At 67.7% G+C, this 19507-nt stretch carries 20 protein-coding genes; 14 read left to right on the forward strand and 6 right to left on the reverse strand.

Features of this window, described 5'->3' with window-relative positions:
* Positions 1-19: 19 nt before the first annotated feature.
* Positions 20-262 (reverse strand): hypothetical protein, encoded by a 243-nt coding sequence (locus tag FHX60_RS17880; protein ID WP_183284074.1) that lies wholly within the window; start codon positions 260-262, stop codon positions 20-22.
* A 526-nt stretch (positions 263-788) separates the two neighbouring features.
* Between FHX60_RS17880 and FHX60_RS17885 the strand changes: the two genes are divergently transcribed.
* From FHX60_RS17885 to FHX60_RS17920, 8 genes are all read left to right on the forward strand, one after another.
* Entirely contained in the window at positions 789-1451 is a 663-nt protein-coding gene (locus FHX60_RS17885) for a 3-oxoacid CoA-transferase subunit A (RefSeq protein WP_092316195.1), read from the forward strand.
* A gap of 22 nt (positions 1452-1473) precedes the next feature.
* The gene (locus FHX60_RS17890; protein ID WP_116384201.1) at positions 1474-2112 is read left to right on the forward strand and encodes a 3-oxoacid CoA-transferase subunit B; all 639 of its coding nucleotides are present in this window, start codon (positions 1474-1476) and stop codon (positions 2110-2112) included.
* Between the two features lie 42 nt (positions 2113-2154).
* Entirely contained in the window at positions 2155-3357 is a 1203-nt protein-coding gene (pcaF, locus tag FHX60_RS17895; RefSeq protein ID WP_092316191.1) for a 3-oxoadipyl-CoA thiolase, read from the forward strand.
* A 191-nt stretch (positions 3358-3548) separates the two neighbouring features.
* Entirely contained in the window at positions 3549-4280 is a 732-nt protein-coding gene (locus tag FHX60_RS17900) for an SDR family NAD(P)-dependent oxidoreductase (RefSeq protein WP_183284075.1), read from the forward strand.
* 197 nt (positions 4281-4477) lie between these two features.
* Entirely contained in the window at positions 4478-5485 is a 1008-nt protein-coding gene (locus FHX60_RS17905) for a Bug family tripartite tricarboxylate transporter substrate binding protein (RefSeq protein WP_092316187.1), read from the forward strand.
* 261 nt (positions 5486-5746) lie between these two features.
* On the forward strand, positions 5747-6445 hold the full coding sequence (locus FHX60_RS17910) for a CsgG/HfaB family protein (RefSeq protein WP_221210061.1): 699 nt from the start codon (positions 5747-5749) through the stop codon (positions 6443-6445).
* Positions 6446-6475: 30 nt separating this feature from the next.
* The gene (locus FHX60_RS17915; RefSeq protein WP_112777250.1) at positions 6476-6901 is read left to right on the forward strand and encodes a DUF4810 domain-containing protein; all 426 of its coding nucleotides are present in this window, start codon (positions 6476-6478) and stop codon (positions 6899-6901) included.
* A complete protein-coding gene (locus tag FHX60_RS17920; RefSeq protein WP_183284077.1) occupies positions 6898-7554 on the forward strand; it encodes a DUF799 domain-containing protein in 657 nt (218 codons plus the stop codon). Before FHX60_RS17915 ends, FHX60_RS17920 begins: the two co-directional genes overlap by 4 nt.
* 21 nt (positions 7555-7575) lie before the next feature.
* On the opposite strand, the gene FHX60_RS17925 is transcribed toward FHX60_RS17920, so the two are convergent.
* Complete coding sequence (locus FHX60_RS17925; RefSeq protein ID WP_183284078.1) at positions 7576-8625, reverse strand: phytoene/squalene synthase family protein; 1050 nt, start codon at positions 8623-8625, stop codon at positions 7576-7578.
* A gap of 253 nt (positions 8626-8878) precedes the next feature.
* Positions 8879-9535 (reverse strand): dienelactone hydrolase family protein, encoded by a 657-nt coding sequence (locus FHX60_RS17930; RefSeq protein ID WP_183284079.1) that lies wholly within the window; start codon positions 9533-9535, stop codon positions 8879-8881.
* A gap of 211 nt (positions 9536-9746) precedes the next feature.
* Between FHX60_RS17930 and FHX60_RS17935 the strand changes: the two genes are divergently transcribed.
* Positions 9747-10673: a LysR family transcriptional regulator gene (locus FHX60_RS17935; RefSeq protein WP_112777254.1), complete on the forward strand. Its 927-nt coding sequence runs from the start codon at positions 9747-9749 to the stop codon at positions 10671-10673.
* A 3-nt stretch (positions 10674-10676) separates the two neighbouring features.
* Here the strand turns inward: FHX60_RS17935 and FHX60_RS17940 are convergent, their stop codons facing one another.
* Positions 10677-12260, reverse strand: coding sequence for an aldehyde dehydrogenase (NADP(+)) (locus FHX60_RS17940; RefSeq protein ID WP_183284080.1), 1584 nt, complete (start codon positions 12258-12260; stop codon positions 10677-10679).
* Between the two features lie 172 nt (positions 12261-12432).
* A complete protein-coding gene (locus FHX60_RS17945) occupies positions 12433-13365 on the reverse strand; it encodes a dihydrodipicolinate synthase family protein (protein WP_092316161.1) in 933 nt (310 codons plus the stop codon).
* Positions 13366-13477: 112 nt separating this feature from the next.
* Here FHX60_RS17945 and FHX60_RS17950 point away from each other — a divergent pair, with 112 nt between their 5' ends.
* From FHX60_RS17950 to FHX60_RS17970, 5 genes are all read left to right on the forward strand, one after another.
* Complete coding sequence (locus FHX60_RS17950; protein WP_183284081.1) at positions 13478-14434, forward strand: LysR substrate-binding domain-containing protein; 957 nt, start codon at positions 13478-13480, stop codon at positions 14432-14434.
* Between the two features lie 109 nt (positions 14435-14543).
* Positions 14544-15524 carry a Bug family tripartite tricarboxylate transporter substrate binding protein gene (locus FHX60_RS17955; protein ID WP_183284082.1) on the forward strand — a complete coding sequence of 327 codons (981 nt, stop codon included), beginning with the start codon at positions 14544-14546 and terminating at the stop codon, positions 15522-15524.
* A 16-nt stretch (positions 15525-15540) separates the two neighbouring features.
* Positions 15541-16563 (forward strand): 4-hydroxythreonine-4-phosphate dehydrogenase PdxA, encoded by a 1023-nt coding sequence (locus tag FHX60_RS17960; RefSeq protein ID WP_183284083.1) that lies wholly within the window; start codon positions 15541-15543, stop codon positions 16561-16563.
* A 90-nt stretch (positions 16564-16653) separates the two neighbouring features.
* Positions 16654-17829, forward strand: coding sequence for an L-rhamnonate dehydratase (locus FHX60_RS17965; RefSeq protein WP_183284084.1), 1176 nt, complete (start codon positions 16654-16656; stop codon positions 17827-17829).
* Positions 17830-17915: 86 nt separating this feature from the next.
* Positions 17916-18473: a DUF3016 domain-containing protein gene (locus FHX60_RS17970; protein ID WP_183284085.1), complete on the forward strand. Its 558-nt coding sequence runs from the start codon at positions 17916-17918 to the stop codon at positions 18471-18473.
* Positions 18474-18485: 12 nt separating this feature from the next.
* Here FHX60_RS17970 and FHX60_RS17975 read toward each other — a convergent pair whose 3' ends face one another.
* Positions 18486-19466 (reverse strand): LysR substrate-binding domain-containing protein, encoded by a 981-nt coding sequence (locus FHX60_RS17975; RefSeq protein ID WP_183284086.1) that lies wholly within the window; start codon positions 19464-19466, stop codon positions 18486-18488.
* Positions 19467-19507 lie beyond the last annotated feature (41 nt).

The raw sequence follows: 19507 nt of genomic DNA on the forward strand, positions 1-19507 counted from the left end.
GGCGACAGTCAGGCGACAGTCAGGCGACGACGGCCTGGCGGCAGCGGATCGCCATCACCTGCGCCTCGAAGGCGCGGGCGGCCGAACGGGCGAGGCGCGCGCGGCGCGATAGCGGCTGCGTAGCGGCGCCGGTTGCGGCAGGCGCCGCCGTTGCTTGGGTCGGGTGAGTGTCCATTGCCCAGGCACTGCGGGTGACATGCAGGATGCGCGCGAGCGCTGCTGCATGGGGCGTGGAAGCAAACGGGACGTTGGCGGTGGCCATGATGACGGGCTCCTCGTTCTTGTGTGGTGCCAGGCGAGGCCGGCTCAGCCGGGTGGTCCGGAGGCTGCTGTGCGGCGCTGCCTTGTTCTGATTCAACGATAGGCCCGGCCGGCTTCGCACCCTATCCCGTGCGAGCCGATTGTGATGTCGGCTCTGTCCTACACAGAGGGTGTCTGCGTCACCTTGCGCGCTGATCGCACAAACTGGTTTGCCGACCGCGCGGTCGGCTTGACCGTCGCCGAGGGCCAGGTGTAACCTGTTCATTCTGCGAATTCAAGTTCGTATATCGAACATTTCGGCTTGTCCCCGGCTTTTCCCGGCTGGTCCGAAGGTTCGATCGACGAGTGCCTGGTCCACTTCGACCGATGCAGAGCACGCGCAGACTGCTGGACTCGTTCACCGGGCAGGCCACGCCGCCCGCCGCAACGAACATCCTTCCGGCAGGACTACCGGAGACCGTCTTTCATGCGCCGCGGCTTGCGGCCCGCTCCGGTAAGCCTGGCGGATCTTCCGACCTGGAACGCAAGTGATCAACAAGCTATACGACTCGGTGGAAGCGGCGGTTGCCGGCATCCACGACGGCGCCACCATCCTGACCGGCGGCTTTGGCCTGGCAGGCATGCCCGCGGAACTGATCGACGCGCTGATCGCGCAAGGCGCGCGCGACCTCACCATCGTTAACAACAACGCCGGCAACGGCGACACCGGGCTGGCCGCGCTGCTCAAGACCAAGCGCGTGCGCAAGATCATCTGCTCGTTCCCGCGCCAGGCGGATTCCTACGTGTTCGACTCGCTCTACCACGCCGGCGAGATCGAGCTGGAGCTGGTGCCGCAGGGCAACCTGGCCGAGCGCATCCGCGCCGCCGGCGCCGGCATCGGCGGCTTCTTCACCCGCACCGCCTACGGCACGCCGCTGGCCGAGGGCAAGGAAACGCGCATCATCGACGGCCAGGGCTATGTGTTCGAAACCCCGATCCACGCCGACTTTGCGCTGATCAAGGCCGACACCGCCGACCGCTGGGGCAACCTGACCTACCGCAAGACCGCGCGCAACTTCGGCCCGATCATGGCGATGGCCGCCAAATGCGCGATCGTGCAGGTCAGCCGCGTGGTCGAGCTGGGCGAGATGGATCCCGAGCACATCGTCACGCCGGGCCTGTTCGTCAAGCGTGTCGTCAAGGTCGCCTGAGCGCGAATACAGGAGAAACAGCATGCAACGCCTGACCCGCGATCAGATGGCCGCCCGCGTGGCCAAAGACATTCCCGACGGTGCCGTGGTCAACCTCGGCATCGGCCTGCCCACCCTGGTCGGCAACCACCTGCCGGCCGACAAGGAAATCCTGCTGCACAGCGAAAACGGCCTGCTCGGCATGGGCCCCGCACCCGCCGCCGGTGAAGAAGACGGCGACCTGATCAACGCCGGCAAGCAGCCGGTGACGATCAAGCCGGGCGGCTCGTACTTCCACCATGCCGATTCGTTCGCGATGATGCGCGGCGGCCATCTCGACTTCTGCGTGCTGGGCGCGTTCCAGGTGTCGCAGCAGGGCGACCTGGCCAACTGGCACACCGGCGCACCGGGCGCCATCCCCGCCGTGGGCGGTGCGATGGACCTGGCGATCGGCGCCAAGCAGGTGTTCGTGATGATGGAGCACCTGACCAAGCAGGGCGAAAGCAAGATCGTGCCGACGTGCACGTATCCGCTGACCGGCATCGGTTGCGTGACGCGCATCTACACTGACCTTGCCACGCTCGACGTCACCGCCGACGGCCTGGTCGCGCGCGACCTGGTCGAGGGCCTGAGCTTTGACGAATTGCAGCGCCTGACCGGCGTGCCCCTGAAGCAGGCCTGAGCGCCGGCATCGATATCCATCACAAAGAGAGAGAGACGCACCATGACCGAAGCCTTTATCTGCGACGCCATCCGCACCCCCATCGGCCGCTACGGCGGCAGCCTGTCCGCGGTGCGCGCGGACGACCTCGGCGCGGTGCCGCTGAAGGCGCTGATGGCCCGCAACGCCAACGTCGACTGGAAGGCCGTCGACGACGTGATCTACGGCAATGCCAACCAGGCCGGCGAAGACAACCGCAACGTGGCGCGCATGTCGTCGCTGCTGGCGGGCTTGCCGCAGGACGTGCCGGGCGCCACCATCAACCGCCTGTGCGGTTCCGGCATGGACGCCACCGGCACCGCCGCGCGCGCCATCAAGGCCGGCGAGGCCCACCTGATGATTGCCGGCGGCGTGGAAAGCATGAGCCGCGCCCCGTTCGTGATGGGCAAGGCCACCAGCGCGTTCTCGCGCGATGCGCAGATCTTCGACACCACCATCGGCTGGCGCTTCATCAATCCGGCGATGCGCGCGGCGTATGGCGTGGACTCGATGCCCGAGACCGCCGAGAACGTCGCCACCGACTACAAGATCAGCCGCGAAGACCAGGACCTGATGGCGCTGCGCAGCCAGGAAAAGGCCTCGCGCGCACAGGCCGACGGCACGCTGGCGCAAGAGATCACCGCGGTCACCATCGCCCAGAAGAAGGGCGACCCGATCGTGGTCGAGCGCGACGAACACCCGCGCGCCACCAGCATGGAAGCGCTGGCCAAGCTGCGCGGCGTGGTCCGTCCTGACGGCACCGTCACCGCCGGCAACGCCTCGGGCGTGAACGACGGCGCCTGCGCGATCCTGCTGGCGAGCGAAGCCGGCATCAAGCAACACGGCCTGACCCCGCGTGCCCGCATCGTCGGCATGGCCACCGCCGGCGTGGCGCCGCGCGTGATGGGCATCGGCCCGGCACCGGCGACGCAGAAGCTGCTCAGGCAACTGGGCATGACGCTGGACCAGATCGACGTGATCGAACTGAACGAAGCGTTTGCCGCACAGGGCCTGGCCGTGCTGCGCGAACTGGGCGTGGCCGACGACGACCAGCGCGTCAACCCGAACGGCGGCGCGATCGCGCTGGGCCACCCGCTCGGCATGAGCGGCGCGCGCCTGGTCACCACCGCGATGTACCAGCTGCACCGCACCGGCGGGCGCTTCGCGCTGTGCACGATGTGCATCGGCGTAGGCCAGGGCATTGCGATGGTGATCGAGCGGGTTTAAGCCCGGTCGTTGTGTATTGCTGAGTGTTGTCTCCCCTCTCCCGCTTGCGGGAGAGGGGCCGGGGGAGAGGGCAGGCGAGCGTCAAGCATGACAGGCCTGCACTTCGTGGCGGCGCCCGCCCTCTCCCCAACCCTCTCCCGCAAGCGGGAGAGGGAGCAGGACAGCGGTAGTTTTTTTGAGTGAGTCCAAAGATGTCCCTCCCCGTAGCCACCCTCGTCACCGGCGGCAGTTCCGGCATCGGCCGCGCCATCTGTGAAATGCTGCTGGCCGATGGCGTGACCCAGGTGGTCAATGTCGACTACGCCGCGCCGGCGTGGTCGCATCCCAACATGACCTTCTTCCAGGCCGACCTGACCGACGCCGAGGCGACCCGCGACGCGGCGGAGCAGGTCACGTCGCGCTTTGCCGTCACGCGCCTGGTGAACAATGCCGGCGCCACCCGTCCCGGCACCGCCGACAGCGCCACCGTCGCCGACCTTGACTACGTGACCGGCCTGCACCTGCAGGCGCCCCTGTTGCTGCTGCAGGCCTGCCTGCCCGCGATGCGCGCCGCAGGCTTCGGCCGCATCGTCAACATGGCCTCTCGCGCCGCGCTGGGCAAGCCCGAGCGCGTGGTGTACTCGGCCACCAAGGCCGGCCTGATCGGCATGACCCGCACGCTGGCGATGGAGCTGGGCGGCGACGGCATCACCGTCAATGCCGTGGCGCCGGGCCCGATCGCCACCGAGCTGTTCCGCAAGAGCAATCCGGAAGGCGCGGAGCAGACCAAGCGCATCCTTGCCAGCATCACCGTCAAGCGCATGGGCACGCCCGAGGACGTGGCACGTGCCGCGCTGTTCTTCCTGTCGCCCGACAACGGCTTCGTCACCGGCCAGGTGATGTACGTGTGCGGCGGCACCACGCTGGGCGTTGCGCCGGTGTAAAGACCGGCCGCCTGCGCGACTCAAGCATTCAACAAGAAAAGACGTTAACCAAGCGTCACGCATGGCGGCCCGCAAACGGGCTGCCCACCGGCAGCGCGCGTGTGCGCGCTCCGTTCGGGAACGGCAATCACGCCATTCAGCACAACCTCCTGCGGTACCGATCACCGCCGGAACGATATAGCACCGGAGCATTACCGATGAGACAAGATTCCCAGACCTCCACCACGCGCCGCCGCCTGCTTGCAGCCGGCGTGGCACTGGCTACCACCATCGCCGGCTTTGCCGGCGCGGCCCACGCGCAGGGCGGCTATCCGACCAAGCCGATCACGCTGATCGTGCCGTTCTCGGCCGGCGGCACCACCGACATCCTGGCGCGCATCGTCGGCCTGCAGCTGGGCAAGGCGCTCGGCCAGCCGGTGGTGATCGACAACCGTCCGGGCGCGGGCGGCAACATCGGCGCCTCGCTCGCCGCCAAGGCCCCGGGCGACGGCTACACGCTGTTCATGGGCACCATCGGCACGCACGCGATCAACCAGTCGTTGTACTCCAAGCTGCCGTACGACCCGGTCAAGGACTTCGCCCCGATCAGCCGCGTGGCGATGGTGCCGAACCTGGTGGTCGCCAACCCCAAGGTGCCGGTCAACAACATCAAGGAACTGATCGCCTACGTCAAGGCCAACCCGGACAAGCTGTCGTACGGCTCGTCGGGCAGCGGCTCGTCGATGCACCTGTCGGGCGAGCTGTTCAACTCGATGACCGGCCTGCATATCCAGCACATCCCCTACAAGGGCAGCGCCCCGGCCGTGAACGACCTGCTGGGCAACCAGATCGGCCTGATGTTCGACAACATGCCGTCGTCGTACCCGCACGTGAAGGCGGGCAAGCTGCGCGCGCTGGCCGTGACTTCGGCCAAGCGCTCGCCGGCGCTGCCCAACGTGCCGACCGTGGCCGAATCGGGCGTGCCGGGCTATGAAGCCACCTCGTGGTTCGCGCTGTACGCCACCGGCGGCACGCCGCAGGCCATCGTCGACCGCCTCAACGCCGAAGTGGTGAAGATCCTCGCCATGCCCGACGTGAAGAAGCAGATGGCCGACCAGGGCGCCGAGCCCAACCCGGAAAAACCGGCGCAACTGGCCGCGTTCATGAAGTCGGAAACGGCCAAGTGGGCGAAGGTGGTGAAGGCTTCGGGGGCGACGGTGGATTGAGCTTCCGCCACGCTCTTGCTGTATAGCGCATCGAACCGGCCCATTGGGCCGGTTTTTTTTACTGCATCGTCAGCCGGTGTGGCTAAGGGTTTGCCGGCCCCTGCCGTAAGACAGGACTGCGCCCCATGCGACCCGGCGCGCCAGCCCGTTGATCCAGATCGATCTTCCCTTGCACGGCACGGTGTAGCATGGCGCGCGCCGCTGGCCGCGCCGCAGTGCGGGCCATGCGGCGGCGGCGCGCCTGGACCAGGGTGCCGCTCAATGACAACAGGGAGAAATCAAGTGAAGAACATCAAATCGTGCTGCCTGCTCGGCGTGGCCGCCGCGCTGCTGCTGGCAGGCTGCGCTACCGAGACCTCGACCGCCTTGCCGGTGCAGAAGGTGGAAAGCGCCAGCCGGCCCTACCACGGCGTGCGCACGCCGATTGCCGTCGGCAAGTTCGACAACCGCTCGAACTATATGCGCGGGGTGTTCTCGGATGGCATCGACCGCCTCAGCGGTCAGGCCAAGACCAGCCTGGTGACCCACCTGCAGCAGACAAACCGCTTCAACGTGCTGGAGCGCGAGAACCTGGCGGAAATCAAGCGCGAGGCGGCAATCAAGAACCAGGCGCAGCGCCTCAAGGGCGCCGACTATGTGGTGACGGGCGACATCACCGAGTTCGGCCGCAAGGAAGTCGGCGACGTGCAGCTGTTCGGCATCCTCGGCCGCGGCCGCGAGCAGGTGGCCTATGCCAAGGTCAATCTCAACGTCGTCAACATCAACACCTCGGAAGTCGTGTATGCCACCCAGGGGGCAGGCGAATACAAGCTGTCCAACCGCGAGGTGATCGGGTTTGGCGGTACGGCCAGCTACGACTCGACGCTCAACGGCAAGGTGATGGACCTGGCCATGCGCGAGGCAGTGAACAACCTGGTCAGCGCCATCGAGACGGGCGCCTGGAAGCCGGGCCCGCAATAAGCGGCAAGGTTCAACGCAACGAGAACAACAATGAAGAACACGGTCATGCTGCGCCGCGCAGCATTCATGTCAGCCGCCGGCAGTCTGCTGCTCGCCGGCTGCGCGGCACCCAAGCCCATGTATCAGTGGGAAGGCTACCAGGCACAGGTCTACGAGTATTTCAAGGGCGAATCCAAGGAAGCGCAGATCACGGCACTGGAAAGCGGCCTGCAGAAAATCAAGGCGCAGAGCGGTTCGGTGCCGCCGGGCTATCACGCCCAGCTTGGCATGCTGTACCTGAACATCGGCAAGGGCGATCAAATGATCAAGGAGTTCCAGACCGAAAAGACCCTGTTCCCGGAATCCACGCCCTATATGGATTTCCTGCTCAGGAATGTCAACAGCGACGCCCGCACGGAAATCAAGGCCGGCTCCACCGCCGCAAAGGACGTTACCGCCGCAGGGAGCACCCAATGATGCGCCGCCTTCTGACCTATGTCGCCGGCGTGGCCGTGGTCGTGCTGTTTGCCGGTTGTGCCGTGCCGACCAAGCAGGTGGATTACTCCGCCTTCAAGTCGAGCCGGCCGCGCTCCATCGTGGTGTTGCCGCCGCAGAATACCTCGCCCGACATCAAGGCCACCTATGCCATGCTGTCGCAAGCCACGGTGCCGCTGGCCGAATCGGGCTACTACGTGTTGCCCGTGGCGGTGGTCGACGAAACCTTCCGGCAGAACGGCCTGACGGTGCCGGACGATATCCATGCCGTGCCGGCGGCCAAGCTGCGCGAGATCTTCGGCGCCGACGCCGCGCTGTATATCACCGTGACCGAGTATGGATCCCGCTATCAGATCCTCAGCAGCGTGACGCGGGTGGCGGCCAACGCCAAACTGGTCGACCTGAAGAATGGCGACGTCTTGTGGTCCGGCACCGCGGTGGCGGCCACCGACAGCTCCAGCAGCGGCGGCGGACTGATCGGCATGCTGATCAGTGCGGCCATCACGCAGGCGATGAACCACACCTTGGACGCCAGCTATACCGTTGCAGGCAGCACCAGCTACCGGCTGCTGGCCGCGGGCCAGCCCGGCGGCTTGCTGTATGGGCCGCGTTCGCCTAAGTACCAGTCTGACTAAGTAGTAACGATCCGGTGCGCGTCAGCGGACGACGGCGGCGTCGAGGTCCCGTCGCAGACGCGCACACCACCGGCGCAACAGGCGGTTTGACAGCACCGCCGGCAGCGAACCGGCAAGGATCCGGTAAACCGCGCTGCGCGGTAGCCTGGACGCCTTTGCCGGATCCAGCCAGTCGTCGTTGTGGACCAGGCGCAGCAAGGTCTCCATGCCGATCAGCACGGGCCACAGGCACGCCAGCCGCAGCCGGACAAAGCGCACGGGAATGGCCAGCGTGTACGCCAGCGCCTCGTCGAAGTGTTCCAGAGTCTTGCGCACCAGCTCGAACATCAGGGGCCGCGCCCGCGCCGAGGCGTCCGAACCCAGCAGGTCCGGCACGAGCAAGCCGTGCCGTTCCAGCATTGTCTGAGGGATGTAGCAGCGGCCGATCCGCAGGTCCTTGCCGCAGTCGCGCAGCACGTTGGTCATTTGCAGGGCCTGACCGAAGCGAACGCCGCGGCGCAGCATGGTGCCGCTGTCTTCGATCGCAACCGGCACGTGTGCGATCGTCATGCACGTCCAGAACTCGCCCACGCATCCCGCGACCATGTAGGTATAGCGATCCAGCGCGTCGCAGTCGCCCAGCGCGGTCACGCGGCCGGAGCGTTCGTCGGGGAACGTGCGCAGGTCGAATTCCATGCCCTCGGTCAGCGTCGACACGATCTGCCGTACCGCTTGCCGGTCGGCCGCGCCGAGCCGCGTCAGCTCGGCCAGCGCAGGTCCCACCGATTCGAGCAGCAGGCGCTCGTCCGACTGTTCCTGGTGCCCGGCCACTTGCGCCGCGATATCGCTGGCAGCAGCCGCACCACCGGCGGTGTCGTTGATCTGCTCACGCAATGACAACAGCAGCGCCAGCCGCCGCTGCGGCGGGATCAGGGCGGTATCGGCAATCGTGTCGGCCGCACGCGCCAGCAGGTAAGCCAGCCCAACCGGATCGCGCATGCCGGCCGGCAGCACGCGCAGCGTCAGGTAGAACGAACGCGACACGCCTTTGAGCAGCGGACCGAGGAGGAATGCCCGGCTGGTGTCGCGCATGGGTGGTGACCTGTCCCTTGAGAAATTGGCGTGGATGCGCCCGCCTGGCAAGGCCACGGGCCGGGACATTGTACCCGCGGCGTCGCTCGCGCCTTGTCACAAAGGGGAAAGTTCCGGGCATGCAAGGGAAAGCGGAAAGTTGCACCGGGCCAGATGATTCCATCGTCGCGAAGGACATGCAGCCATCCATCGCAGACGACACGTCATGGCAGATGGAGCAGAGAAGACAACGTGGCGAAAGTCAACGCGTTGCTCAGGACGATGCCTTGCACAGATAGCGCTCGAACCATTGCGCCGCCAGGCGGGCCACCGACTGCAGCGCGCCGGGCTCCTCGAACAGATGGGAAGCGCCGGGTACGATCACCAGCTTCTTCGGACATGACAGGCTGGCGAAAGCCGACTCGTTCCGTTCCAGCACGCTGACATCGAGCCCGCCGACGATCAGCATGGTCGGTGTCGCCAGGCTGGCAAGGGCGTCGGCGCCTGCCAGGTCGACCCTGCCGCCGCGCGAGACGATGGCGCCGATCGGGATTGGCGACAGGCTGGCAGCCCGAATCGATGCGGCGGCGCCTATGCTGGCGCCGAAGTAGCCCAACTGAGCCGGCATGCCGGCCTGCTGCGTGACCCAGTTGGTGGCATGGGCAAGCCGCTCGGCCAGCAACGCGACGTCGAAGCGGATCGCCTGCACCTGGTCTTCGTCGGGCAGCAGCAGATCCATCAGCAAGGTGCCCATGCCGGCGCGATTGAGTTCGGCGGCCACGTAGCGATTACGGGGGCTATGGCGCGAACTGCCGGTGCCGTGCGCGAACAGCACCAATGCCGCGGCGCCCGGCGGCAGGGCGAGGACGGCTTGCAAGGTCACGCCGGCGGCCGGGATCGTCACCTCGGTGAGGTTGGCATCGCCATGCATGGTGCTGGCCTCCCATGGATGTAACGGATGCGGCCCCGAAGTGGAGGACGTTACAACCGGCCGCATCGCCATTCACTATAGGGCGGGCATGGCAGCGAGGCCAGCTACCGGTAGCCCAGTGATATCGCAGGTTGACCATCCCGGGCAAAGCGATAAGAATTTGCGATCACAGGCGCGAGCCTGACCTTGCATCCCCGCCCTGGTTTTTCCCATGATCCCACCCGTCAGCACCCTCCACGGCCGCCTCAAGATGCAGCACCTGCGCCTGCTGCTTGCGGTGGAGGAGCGCGGCTCGCTGCGCCAGGCCGCGGAAGCGCTGACGCTGACGCAGCCCGCGGTCAGCAAGATGCTGCAGGACATGGAAGACCTGCTCGGCGTGCCGTTGTTCGAGCGCCATGCGCGCGGGCTGCGGCCGACGCGCTTCGGGCTGGCGGCGACGCGCTACGCGCGGCTGGTGTTTGCGGATATGGGCGGCTTGCGCGACGAGCTGGTGGCGCTGGAATCGGGCAAGATCGGCCGCGTGCGCGTCGGCGCGGTGATGGCGCCGACGCCGGGGCTGCTTGCCGATGTGATCCGCCAGCTCAACCGCGATCACCCGCGGCTGGAGGTGGCGGTGCATGTCGAGACCAGCGACGTGCTGATGCCGCAGCTCGAGCGCGACCAGCTCGATCTCGTGCTGGGCCGGGTGCCGGATGGCTGGGACAGCAGCGGACTGGAGTTCGAGCAGCTGGGCGACGAGGGGTTGGCGATCGTGGTCGGGCCGCAGCATCCGCTGGCGCGGCGCCGCAAGCTGTCGTTCGCGGAGCTGACGCGCTATCCGTGGATCATGCAGCCGCGCCCCAGCCCGATGCGGGCGCTGATCGACCGCTCGTTCGAGGATGCCGGCGTGCCGGCGCCGCCGTCGACCATCGAGACCGCCGCGGTGCTGATGACCACCTCGTTGCTGGCGGACAGCGAACTGATCGCGGTGTTGCCGGAATCGGTCGCGGCCTACTATGGCCGGCTTGGCGCGCTGGCGGTGCTGCCGTTGCCGCTGCCGCGCAAGCTGGGGCCCTACGGCATCGTCACGCGGCGCGGACGCCCGCCGACCGCATCGATGAGCCTGCTGATCGATGCGTTGCGGGCGCTGTCGCGCTAGGCCTCAGCCGGCGCTGCCAGCCAGCTTGCCGTCCACGCGCCAGGCATGGCGCTGCGCGCTGTCCGGACGCAGCGACGCGGGCAACAGCCCGGCCGGCATGTCCTGGTAGCTCACCGGGCGCACGAAGCGCGCGATCGCCAGGCTTCCGACCGAGGTGCTGCGGCCGTCAGCGGTGGCCGGCCACGGCCCGCCATGCACCATCGCGTGGCCGACCTCGACGCCGGTGCCGAAGCCATTGACGAGGATGCGTCCCGCCAGCCGCTCCAGCGCGGGCAGGAACGGGCGGGCGGCGTCGTGGTCGGGCTCGTCGAGATGCAGCGCGGCGGTGAGCTGGCCTTCCAGCGAATCGATGACGCCTTTCATCTCGGCAAGATCGCGGCAGCGCACCACCAGCCCGGCGGCGCCGAACACTTCGTGGCGCAGTGCCGGTTCGGCGAGGAACGCCGCGGCGTCGGTGGTGAACAGTGCGGCCTGTCCTTGCGTGGCCGATCCCGCCGGGCCGCGCGCGACGGTCTGTACCTGCGCATGACCGGAGAGCGACGCGACGCCGGCGCAATAGGCGCGATGGATGCCGGGCGTCAGCATGGTCGCCGCGGGCAGCGTTGCCAGCCGCGCTGAAGCGGCCTCCAGGAAGCGGTTGAGGTCGTCCCCTGCAACGGCCAGCACCAGGCCGGGGTTGGTGCAGAACTGCCCGGCGCCGAGCGTCAGCGAATCGGCGAAGGCGGTGCCGATGGCTTCGGCGCGGCTGGCCAGCGCGTGCGGGAACAGCAGTACCGGGTTGACGCTGCTCATCTCGGCATAGACCGGGATCGGTTCGGAGCGGGCGGCTGCGATCGCCATCAGCGCCATGCCGCCCGCGCGCGAGCCGGTGAAGCCCACCGCCTTGATGCGCGGATCGCGCACCAGTCCCTGGCCGATTTCCAGGCCGGCGTCGAACAGCAGCGAGAACGTGCCTTCGGGCAGGTCCATGCCGGCCGCGGCTTGCTGGATGGCGCGGCCGACCAGCTCGGAGGTGCCGGGATGCGCCGGATGCGCCTTGACGATGACGGGGCAACCGGCGGCCAGCGCCGATGCGGTATCGCCGCCCGCCACCGAGAATGCCAGCGGGAAATTGCTGGCGCCGAATACCGCCACCGGCCCCAGCGGGATATGGCGCAGGCGCAGGTCCGGGCGCGGCAGCGGCTTGCGTTCGGGTTGGGCAGGATCCACGCGCAGTTCCAGGAAATCGCCCTGCCGCAGCAGGTTGGCGAACAGGCGCAACTGGCCCACGGTGCGGCCGCGCTCGCCTTCGATGCGGGCGCGCGGCAGGCCGGACTCGGCGACGCAGCGGTCGACCAGCGCATCGCCCAGCGCCAGGATGTTGGCGGCGATGGCTTCAAGGAAATTGGCACGGCGCTCGGGGGCGGTCTCGCGGTAGGCATCGAGCGCCTGCCAGGCGAGGGCGCAGGCGTGGTCGAGCTGCTGGGGCGTGGCGCCGCCGAAGGCAGGTTCCAGCTGGGTGCCGGTGGCGGCGTCGATGGCGTGGAGGGTGCCGTGGGTGCCGCGTGGTGACTGGCGGCCGATCAGGAGGTTGCCGGTGAGGGTCATGGTTGGTTTTTGAAGGCGTTGTGGAGCTTGCGTTCAGGACGGGCGGCGGCATGGCGTGCGCAGTGACTTCGTGGAGGCTCCGGCCCTCTCCCCAACCCTCCCGCGTGCGGGAGAGGGGCCGGGGGAGAGGGCCGGCGCTTCTCGATGCGAGGCGCTGGGATGACCGAAATCCTTACCGCCCCCACCGCAACACCATCGGATCCAGCCGCCGCGCAATCCGCATCAGCCCTTCGCGCGTGGCCGGGTGCATCGGCTGCAGCGGGTGGCGCACCGCGTCCGACGCGATCACGCCGCCTTCCTGCATCAGCACCTTGCTGGTGGCCAGCCAGCCCTGGCGGTTCTCGTAGTTGATCAGCGGCAGCCACTGCTGGTAGCGCTGCGCGGCCAGTTCGGCGTCGCCGGCCTGCCAGGCATCGAGGATCTGGCGGATGCCATCGGGAAAGCCTGCGCCGGTCATGGCGCCGGTGGCGCCGGCTTCCAGGTCGGCCATCAGCGTGATGGCCTCTTCGCCGTCCCACGGGCCGACGATGGCGTCGCCGCCCAGTTCGATCAGCTCGCGCAGCTTGGCCGCGGCCTGCGGCACCTCGATCTTGAAGTACGACACGTTGCCGATCTCGCGCGCCATGCGCGCCAGGAACGGCGCGCTCAGCGTGGTGCCGCTGACCGGCGCGTCCTGGATCATGATGGGGATATCGATGGCGTCCGAGACCGTGGCGAAGAATTCATAGATGCTGCGCTCGGGCATGCGGATGGTGGCGCCGTGGTAGGGCGGCATCACCATCACCATGGCCGCGCCGGCGTCCTGCGCCGCGCGGCTGCGCTCGGCGCACAGGCGCGAGCTGAAATGCGTGGTGGTGACGATCACCGGCACGCGGCCGTCGACGTGCTCCAGCACGGTCTTCATCAGTACGTTGCGCTCGTCGTCGCTCAGCACGAATTGCTCGGAGAAATTGGCCAGGATGCACAGACCGTGCGAGCCGGCATCGATCATGAAGTCGATGCAGCGGCGCTGGCCGTCGAGGTCGAGCCCGCCTTGCGCGTCGAAGATGGTGGGCGCCACCGGGAATACGCCGCGGTAGACGGTGGGGGTGGGGCTGCGGGTCATGGTCTCGCTCCGGCTGTCGATCAATGGGTCGGGCCAATATACGAGCCGTGCGGCGGGCTGTATATTGAATCCTTTCCATCTGTTGATCGCTTTTGCGACTCACCGATTTGTCATGAAATCCACCCTGGAAACCCTCATGGGCCGCCTGCGCGTGAAGCAGCTGCAGCTGCTGATCGCGCTGGATGAGCAGGCCTCCCTGCACCAGGCGGCCGCGGCCATGGCGATGACCCAGTCCGCGGCGAGCAAGTCGCTGCAGGAGCTGGAAAGCATGCTGGAGGCACCGTTGTTCGAGCGCTCGCGGCGCGGCATGCGCCCCAACGCCTTCGGCCATTGCGTGATTCGGCACGCACGCCAGCTGGTGGCGGACCTGGGCGCGATGTGCGACGAGGTGGCCGGCATCCGTGCCGGCAGCGGCGGGCGCGTCGCGGTCGGCACCATCATGGGCGCGGTGCCCGATGTGCTGGTGCCGGCGCTGGCGCAGTTGCGCCAGGCGCACCCGGAACTGGCGCTGGAAGTCATCGAGGACACCAGCCGCCGCCTGCTGGAACTGCTCGACGACGGCCACCTGGACCTGGTGATCGGCCGCTCGCTGGTCAGCGACGAGCCGGCCCGCTACCACTACCACCCGCTCGGCGACGAGCAGGTGGCGGTGGTGGTGGGACGTTCGCATCCGGCGCCGCGCGCGGCCTCGATGGGGTTTGCCGACCTCGCGGGCTATCGCTGGATCACGTATGCCGGCCATATGCCGATGCATGCGCTGCTGCAGCGCGAACTGGACCTTGCCGGCATCAGCTTTCCGGCCAATACGGTGTCGACCTCGTCGGCGTTCGTCACGGTGGCGATGCTGCAGGGCGATCCCGGCCTGGTGTCGCTGCTGCCGGCGGGCGTGGCCGCCATGTTCGTGCGCCAGAAGATGCTGCGCATCCTGCCCGTGCGGCTGCAGTCGCGCCAGCAGACCTTCGGCATTGTCACGCGGCGCGGGGGCGGCCTGTCGGCGGCGGCGCGGCAGCTGGTCGCTACCCTGAAAGCGGGTCCGACCACGTCCAGCGGGGCCGGCGCCAAGGTATAACGCCAGGTGATCGCCAGTTCAAAAAACATCAGTAGTGGCGAATCACTGATGCTCCTATAGTCTGGCCATCCGCGCCGCAGAGCCGGACAGCAAACGACGGAGACAGGCAATGAAGACATGGATCGCCGGCGCACTCGCCGGCCTCGCCACGGTGGCCGCCGCGGTAGGGGTAACGACGGGCGCGGCATGGGCCCAGGACACGCGGCCGGTGCGGCTGATGGTGGGCGCCGCCCCTGGCGGCGGTACCGACGTGATGGCGCGTATCGTTTCCGACAAGCTTGCCGCGCAGCTGAAGCAGCCGGTGGTGGTGGACAACCGCCCCGGCGCGTCCAACACCATTGCCGCGGACATCACCGCCAAGGCGCCGGCGGACGGCAATACGCTGCTGATGGGCGTGGTCACCTCGCAGGCGATTGCGCCGCACCTGCTCAAGCTGCAGTTCGATCCGCTCAAGGACCTGGCGCCGGTGGCGCTGGTATCGACCGTGCCCAATGTGCTGGTGGTCAACACCCAGGTGACGGCGCGCGACGTCAAGGCGCTGGTGGCGCAGATCCAGGCGAATCCGGACAAGTTCCGCTACAGCTCGTCGGGGGTCGGCAGCACCCAGCACCTGGCCGGCGCGGCCTTTGCGCGCCAGATCAAGGGCAAGCTGCTGCATGTGCCTTACAAGAGCAGCAGCAGCGCGCTGGTGGACCTGATGGGCGGCCAGGTGGACCTGAGCTTCGAGACCATGCCGTCGGTCATCGGCCATATCAAGGCCGGCAAGCTGCGCGCGCTGGCGGTGACCGCCGACCAGCGCTCGGCCCTGTTGCCCAATGTGCCCACGCTGGCTGAGGCGGGCGTGCCCGGCATCCAGATGAGCGCGTGGTACGGTGTCTATGCGCCGGCCGGCACGCCGCCGGCGACGCTGCAGAAGCTGGGCACCGCGCTGTCGACCGTGATCAAGGATCCGGATACCGTGCGCAAGCTGGCCGACGTGGGGGCCGTACCCGGCGCGCTGACCGCTTCGCAATTCGATGCCTTCTCGCGCGCCGAATATGCGCGCTACGGCAAGCTGATCGCCGAACTGGGCGTCAAGCTCGACCAATAACATCTACGGAAGCCTCATGCATTCCCGTCCAAGAATCGCCATGGTGCTGGGCGACCCCGCCGGCATCGGTCCCGAACTGATCGCCAGGCTGCTGGCCGATGCCGGCACCGCCGCGCAGGCCGAGATCCTGCTGATCGCTGACCGCGCCGAATGGCGCCACGGCATGCAGGTCGCCGGGGTTGAACTGGCACTGGCCGAGAGCGATGTGCCGGCGTTCGCCACCGACGGCCAGCCGCGCCTGTACCACTGGCAGTTGCCCGAAAACCCGGTGTATGCGCGTGGCGTGGCCAGCGCCGAAGGCGGGCGCTACAGCCTGGGCACGCTGGCGTTGGCACTGGAGCTGGCGCAGGCCGGACAGGCCGACGCGATCCTGTTCGGGCCGCTGAACAAGAGTTCGCTGCACGCCGCCGGCATGGCCCACAGCGACGAGCTGCACTGGTTCGCCGAGCAGCTTGGCTACAGTGGCGACTTCTGCGAGTTCAATGTGCTGGACGGCCTGTGGACTTCGCGCGTGACCTCGCACATCGCGCTCAAGGACGTGCCGGCGATGATCACGCCGGAACGCGTCGGCGCCGCCATCGACCTGATCGACCAGGCGCTGCGCCGCGCCGGCATGGCGAGCCCGCGCATCGCGGTATGCGGCCTGAACCCGCACAACGGCGACAACGGTGCCTTCGGCCGCGAAGAGATCGATGTGATTGCCCCGGCCGTCGCCGCGGCGCGCGAGCGTGGCGTGAATGCCGACGGCCCGTTCCCGGCCGACACCATCTTCCTGAAGGTGCAGGGCGGGCCGTCGCAGCGGCAGTTCGACGCCATCGTCACCATGTACCACGACCAGGGACAGATCGGCATCAAGCTGATGGGCTTCTCGCGCGGCGTGACGGTGCAGGGCGGGCTGCCGGTGCCGATCACCACGCCGGCGCACGGCACTGCCTTCGACATCACGCAGCAGGGCCGCGCCGATCCCGGCGCCACGCTACAGGCGTTCCAGATCGCCTGCCGCATGGGTGCGCAGCGGCGCGCCGCCGCGCAAGCCTAGCCACTCTTATCCATACCGGATCACAGCATGACCGCCCCCCGGCGCGGCCGGGGAGCGTTCGTGCCAACGCATTGCCATCAGGAGCTGAAATTGAAGATCACCAACGTCCGCGCCCGCGTCTTCGAATGGAAGGGCAAGACCGTGCCGCCGCAGGCGCACTTCTGCACCAACGCCACCGACATCCTGTTCGAGCGCGGCGACGCCATGGGCTCGTTCCGCTTCCACGGCTGGATGGTGGTCGAGATCGAGACCGATACCGGCCTGGTCGGCATCGGCAACTGCGCGCTGGCCCCGCGCGTGGCCAAGCAGATCGTCGACCAGTACCTGGCCCCGGTGGTGATCGGCCAGGATCCGTTCGACAACGAATACCTGTGGCAAAAGATGTACCGCCGCACCCACGCCTGGGGCCGCAAGGGCATCGGCATGGCGGCGATCTCGGCGGTCGATATCGCGCTGTGGGACCTGATGGGCAAGGCCGTGGGCAAGCCGGTGTTCAAGCTGCTGGGCGGACGCACCAAGGAAAAGATCTGGTGCTATGCCTCCAAGCTCTACAACAACGACGACCGCGATGCCTTCCTGGCCGAAGCGCAGGGCTACCTGGACCAGGGCTTTACCGCGATGAAGATGCGCTTCGGCTACGGCCCCAAGGACGGCCCCGCCGGCATGCAGAAGAACATCGAGCAGGTGCGCTTGCTGCGCGAGCTGGTCGGCGACGGTGTCGACATCATGCTGGAATGCTACATGGGCTGGACGCTCGAATACGCGCGCCGCATGCTGCCGCGCCTGGCCGAGTTCAATCCCCGCTGGCTGGAAGAGCCGGTGATCGCCGACGATATCGAAGGCTATGTCGAGCTGAAGAAGGCAAGCCCGTTCCCGATCTCCGGCGGCGAGCACGAGTTCACCTCGTACGGCTTCAAGGACCTGCTGGAGCGCCGCGCGGTGGACGTGATCCAGTACGACACCAACCGCGTCGGCGGCATCACCGCGGCGCAGAAGATCAACGCCATGGCCGAGGCCTGGTCGGTGCCGGTGATCCCGCACGCCGGGCAGATGCACAACTACCACCTGACCATGGCGTCGACCGCGTCGCCGATGGCCGAGTACTTCCCGGTGCACGACGTCGAGGTCGGCAACGAGCTGTTCTACTACATCTTCAAGGGCGACCCCGCGCCGGACAACGGCTACCTGCAGCTTGACGACAACCTGCCGGGGCTGGGGCTGGAGTTGAACGAGGCGTACTTCAGCCAGTTCCATATCATCGGCTGACGAATGGCTGTTGCTGGCTGACTGGCCTTGGCGCACTACAATCAAGAGGCATCAAGGGAGCCGTTGCCCTTGTCCTGGAGTTCGCCATGGCCAGATCCCGCCGTCTGCTGGCCGCCTGCGCGGCGCCCATGGGCCTGATGTGTGCCATCGGTGCCATCCATGCCTTCGCCGCGCCGCCTGCCGGAACGCTGACAGTTTCCTTCCCCCATCCCGACACCTACACCGATGCCGCCTACCGCAGCGCATACGGCAGCGACCGCGAGCGCGCGCAGGTGATGAACGATATCCGCCGCCACTTCGACGAGCTGGCGGCGCGCTACCTGCCGCAGGGCTATGCGCTGAATATCGAGGTGCTGGATGTCGATCTCGCGGGACATTTCGAGCCATGGCGCGTGCGCGGCTATGAGGTCCGCATTGTGCGCGACGTCACCTGGCCGCGCATGACGCTGCGCTATGCACTGCGCGGCAGCGACGGTGCCGTGATCGGCAGCGGCGAGCAGCGCATCTCTGACCAGGCCTTCAACATGGGCGTCAACGCCTACAGCCAGGGCGACAGGCTGCGCTATGAAAAGGCGATGATGGACCGCTGGTTCGACGAGACCATCAGGCGCCGGATCGCAGCGCGCGAGAGCGGGCAGGGATGATCGGCGCTGCCCCTATTGGCCGTAGATGCGCAGCGCCGTTTCGCGCAGCGCCTCCGCAACCAGCAGCGCGCCGGGCGACATCAGCCGGTCGGTCGGCGTGATCAGGCCGAAGTCGTCCATATGGCAGGGCATGGCCATCGGCAGCACTTCCACCATGCCGAACGCCGCGTAGTACTGCGCGACATCCGCCGTCAGCACCGCGATCATGTCTGACTGCGTCACCATGCGCGTCAGGAACAGCAGCGCGGCGGTTTCCACCACGTTGGTCGGCGGCGCCAGGCTGGCGCGCTGGAACATCAACTCGAAGCGGTGGCGCAGCACCGTGCCGGCCGGCGGGATCAGCCAGGCGGCGTCGGTGGTGTCGGCCAGCGCCAGGGTGGGCACCGCCAGCATCGGGTGGCCGGGCCGCACCACGGCGCAGACCGGCTCTTCCGCCATCGGCTCGTAGCGCAGCCGGCCCTTGTCGTGCTCGGGAAACAGACGCGCGACCACCATGTCGAGCTTTTCCTGGCCGAGCCGGTCGAGCAGCACGTTGCTGTTGTCGATCTCCACCGAGACCCGCAATCCCGGATAGCTTGCCTTCACCCGCGCGATCGCCGGCGGCAGCAGCCGCACGCCTGGCGAGGTGATCGCGCCGATCGCCACATGGCCGAGCCGGCCCGCCTTCAGCGCCAGCACTTCCTCGCGCGCCTGGTTCAGGCTGCCGATCACCGCGCGCGCATGCCGGATCATCGCGCGGCCATAGTCCGTCGGCGCCATGCCGCGGGGCAGGCGCTCGAACAGCGGTACCGACAGCATCTCCTCCAGCTCGCGCAGCAGCTTGGAAGCGGCCGGCTGCGTCATCGCCAGCCGTTCCGCCGCGCGGTGGATGCTGCCTTCGTCGGCGACGGCCAGCAATAGCAGCAGCTGGCGCGTCTTGAGGCGGGTGTGGTTGTGCCAGGCCGGTGGCGCGTGGACCGCATCAGCCGTGTCAGAAAAGGTTGAGGCTTCCATAGGGTAAATACCAATGCCGATATCGATATGGCAAACGCCGA

It is taken from the genome of Cupriavidus alkaliphilus, from assembly GCF_014191175.1.
GTDB lineage: Bacteria > Pseudomonadota > Gammaproteobacteria > Burkholderiales > Burkholderiaceae > Cupriavidus > Cupriavidus alkaliphilus.

Bases quoted from the DNA above. Each gene is read 5' to 3' on its own strand.
- FHX60_RS17880 (WP_183284074.1), bottom strand. From the start codon at position 262: ATGGCCACCGCCAACGTCCCGTTTGCTTCCACGCCCCATGCAGCAGCG.
- FHX60_RS17890 (WP_116384201.1), top strand. From the start codon at position 1,474: ATGCAACGCCTGACCCGCGATCAGATGGCCGCCCGCGTGGCCAAAGAC.
- pcaF (WP_092316191.1), top strand. From the start codon at position 2,155: ATGACCGAAGCCTTTATCTGCGACGCCATCCGCACCCCCATCGGCCGC.
- FHX60_RS17900 (WP_183284075.1), top strand. From the start codon at position 3,549: ATGTCCCTCCCCGTAGCCACCCTCGTCACCGGCGGCAGTTCCGGCATC.
- FHX60_RS17905 (WP_092316187.1), top strand. From the start codon at position 4,478: ATGAGACAAGATTCCCAGACCTCCACCACGCGCCGCCGCCTGCTTGCA.
- FHX60_RS17910 (WP_221210061.1), top strand. From the start codon at position 5,747: ATGACAACAGGGAGAAATCAAGTGAAGAACATCAAATCGTGCTGCCTG.
- FHX60_RS17915 (WP_112777250.1), top strand. From the start codon at position 6,476: ATGAAGAACACGGTCATGCTGCGCCGCGCAGCATTCATGTCAGCCGCC.
- FHX60_RS17920 (WP_183284077.1), top strand. From the start codon at position 6,898: ATGATGCGCCGCCTTCTGACCTATGTCGCCGGCGTGGCCGTGGTCGTG.
- FHX60_RS17925 (WP_183284078.1), bottom strand. From the start codon at position 8,625: ATGCGCGACACCAGCCGGGCATTCCTCCTCGGTCCGCTGCTCAAAGGC.
- FHX60_RS17930 (WP_183284079.1), bottom strand. From the start codon at position 9,535: ATGCATGGCGATGCCAACCTCACCGAGGTGACGATCCCGGCCGCCGGC.
- FHX60_RS17935 (WP_112777254.1), top strand. From the start codon at position 9,747: ATGATCCCACCCGTCAGCACCCTCCACGGCCGCCTCAAGATGCAGCAC.
- FHX60_RS17940 (WP_183284080.1), bottom strand. From the start codon at position 12,260: ATGACCCTCACCGGCAACCTCCTGATCGGCCGCCAGTCACCACGCGGC.
- FHX60_RS17945 (WP_092316161.1), bottom strand. From the start codon at position 13,365: ATGACCCGCAGCCCCACCCCCACCGTCTACCGCGGCGTATTCCCGGTG.
- FHX60_RS17950 (WP_183284081.1), top strand. From the start codon at position 13,478: ATGAAATCCACCCTGGAAACCCTCATGGGCCGCCTGCGCGTGAAGCAG.
- FHX60_RS17955 (WP_183284082.1), top strand. From the start codon at position 14,544: ATGAAGACATGGATCGCCGGCGCACTCGCCGGCCTCGCCACGGTGGCC.
- FHX60_RS17960 (WP_183284083.1), top strand. From the start codon at position 15,541: ATGCATTCCCGTCCAAGAATCGCCATGGTGCTGGGCGACCCCGCCGGC.
- FHX60_RS17970 (WP_183284085.1), top strand. From the start codon at position 17,916: ATGGCCAGATCCCGCCGTCTGCTGGCCGCCTGCGCGGCGCCCATGGGC.
- FHX60_RS17975 (WP_183284086.1), bottom strand. From the start codon at position 19,466: ATGGAAGCCTCAACCTTTTCTGACACGGCTGATGCGGTCCACGCGCCA.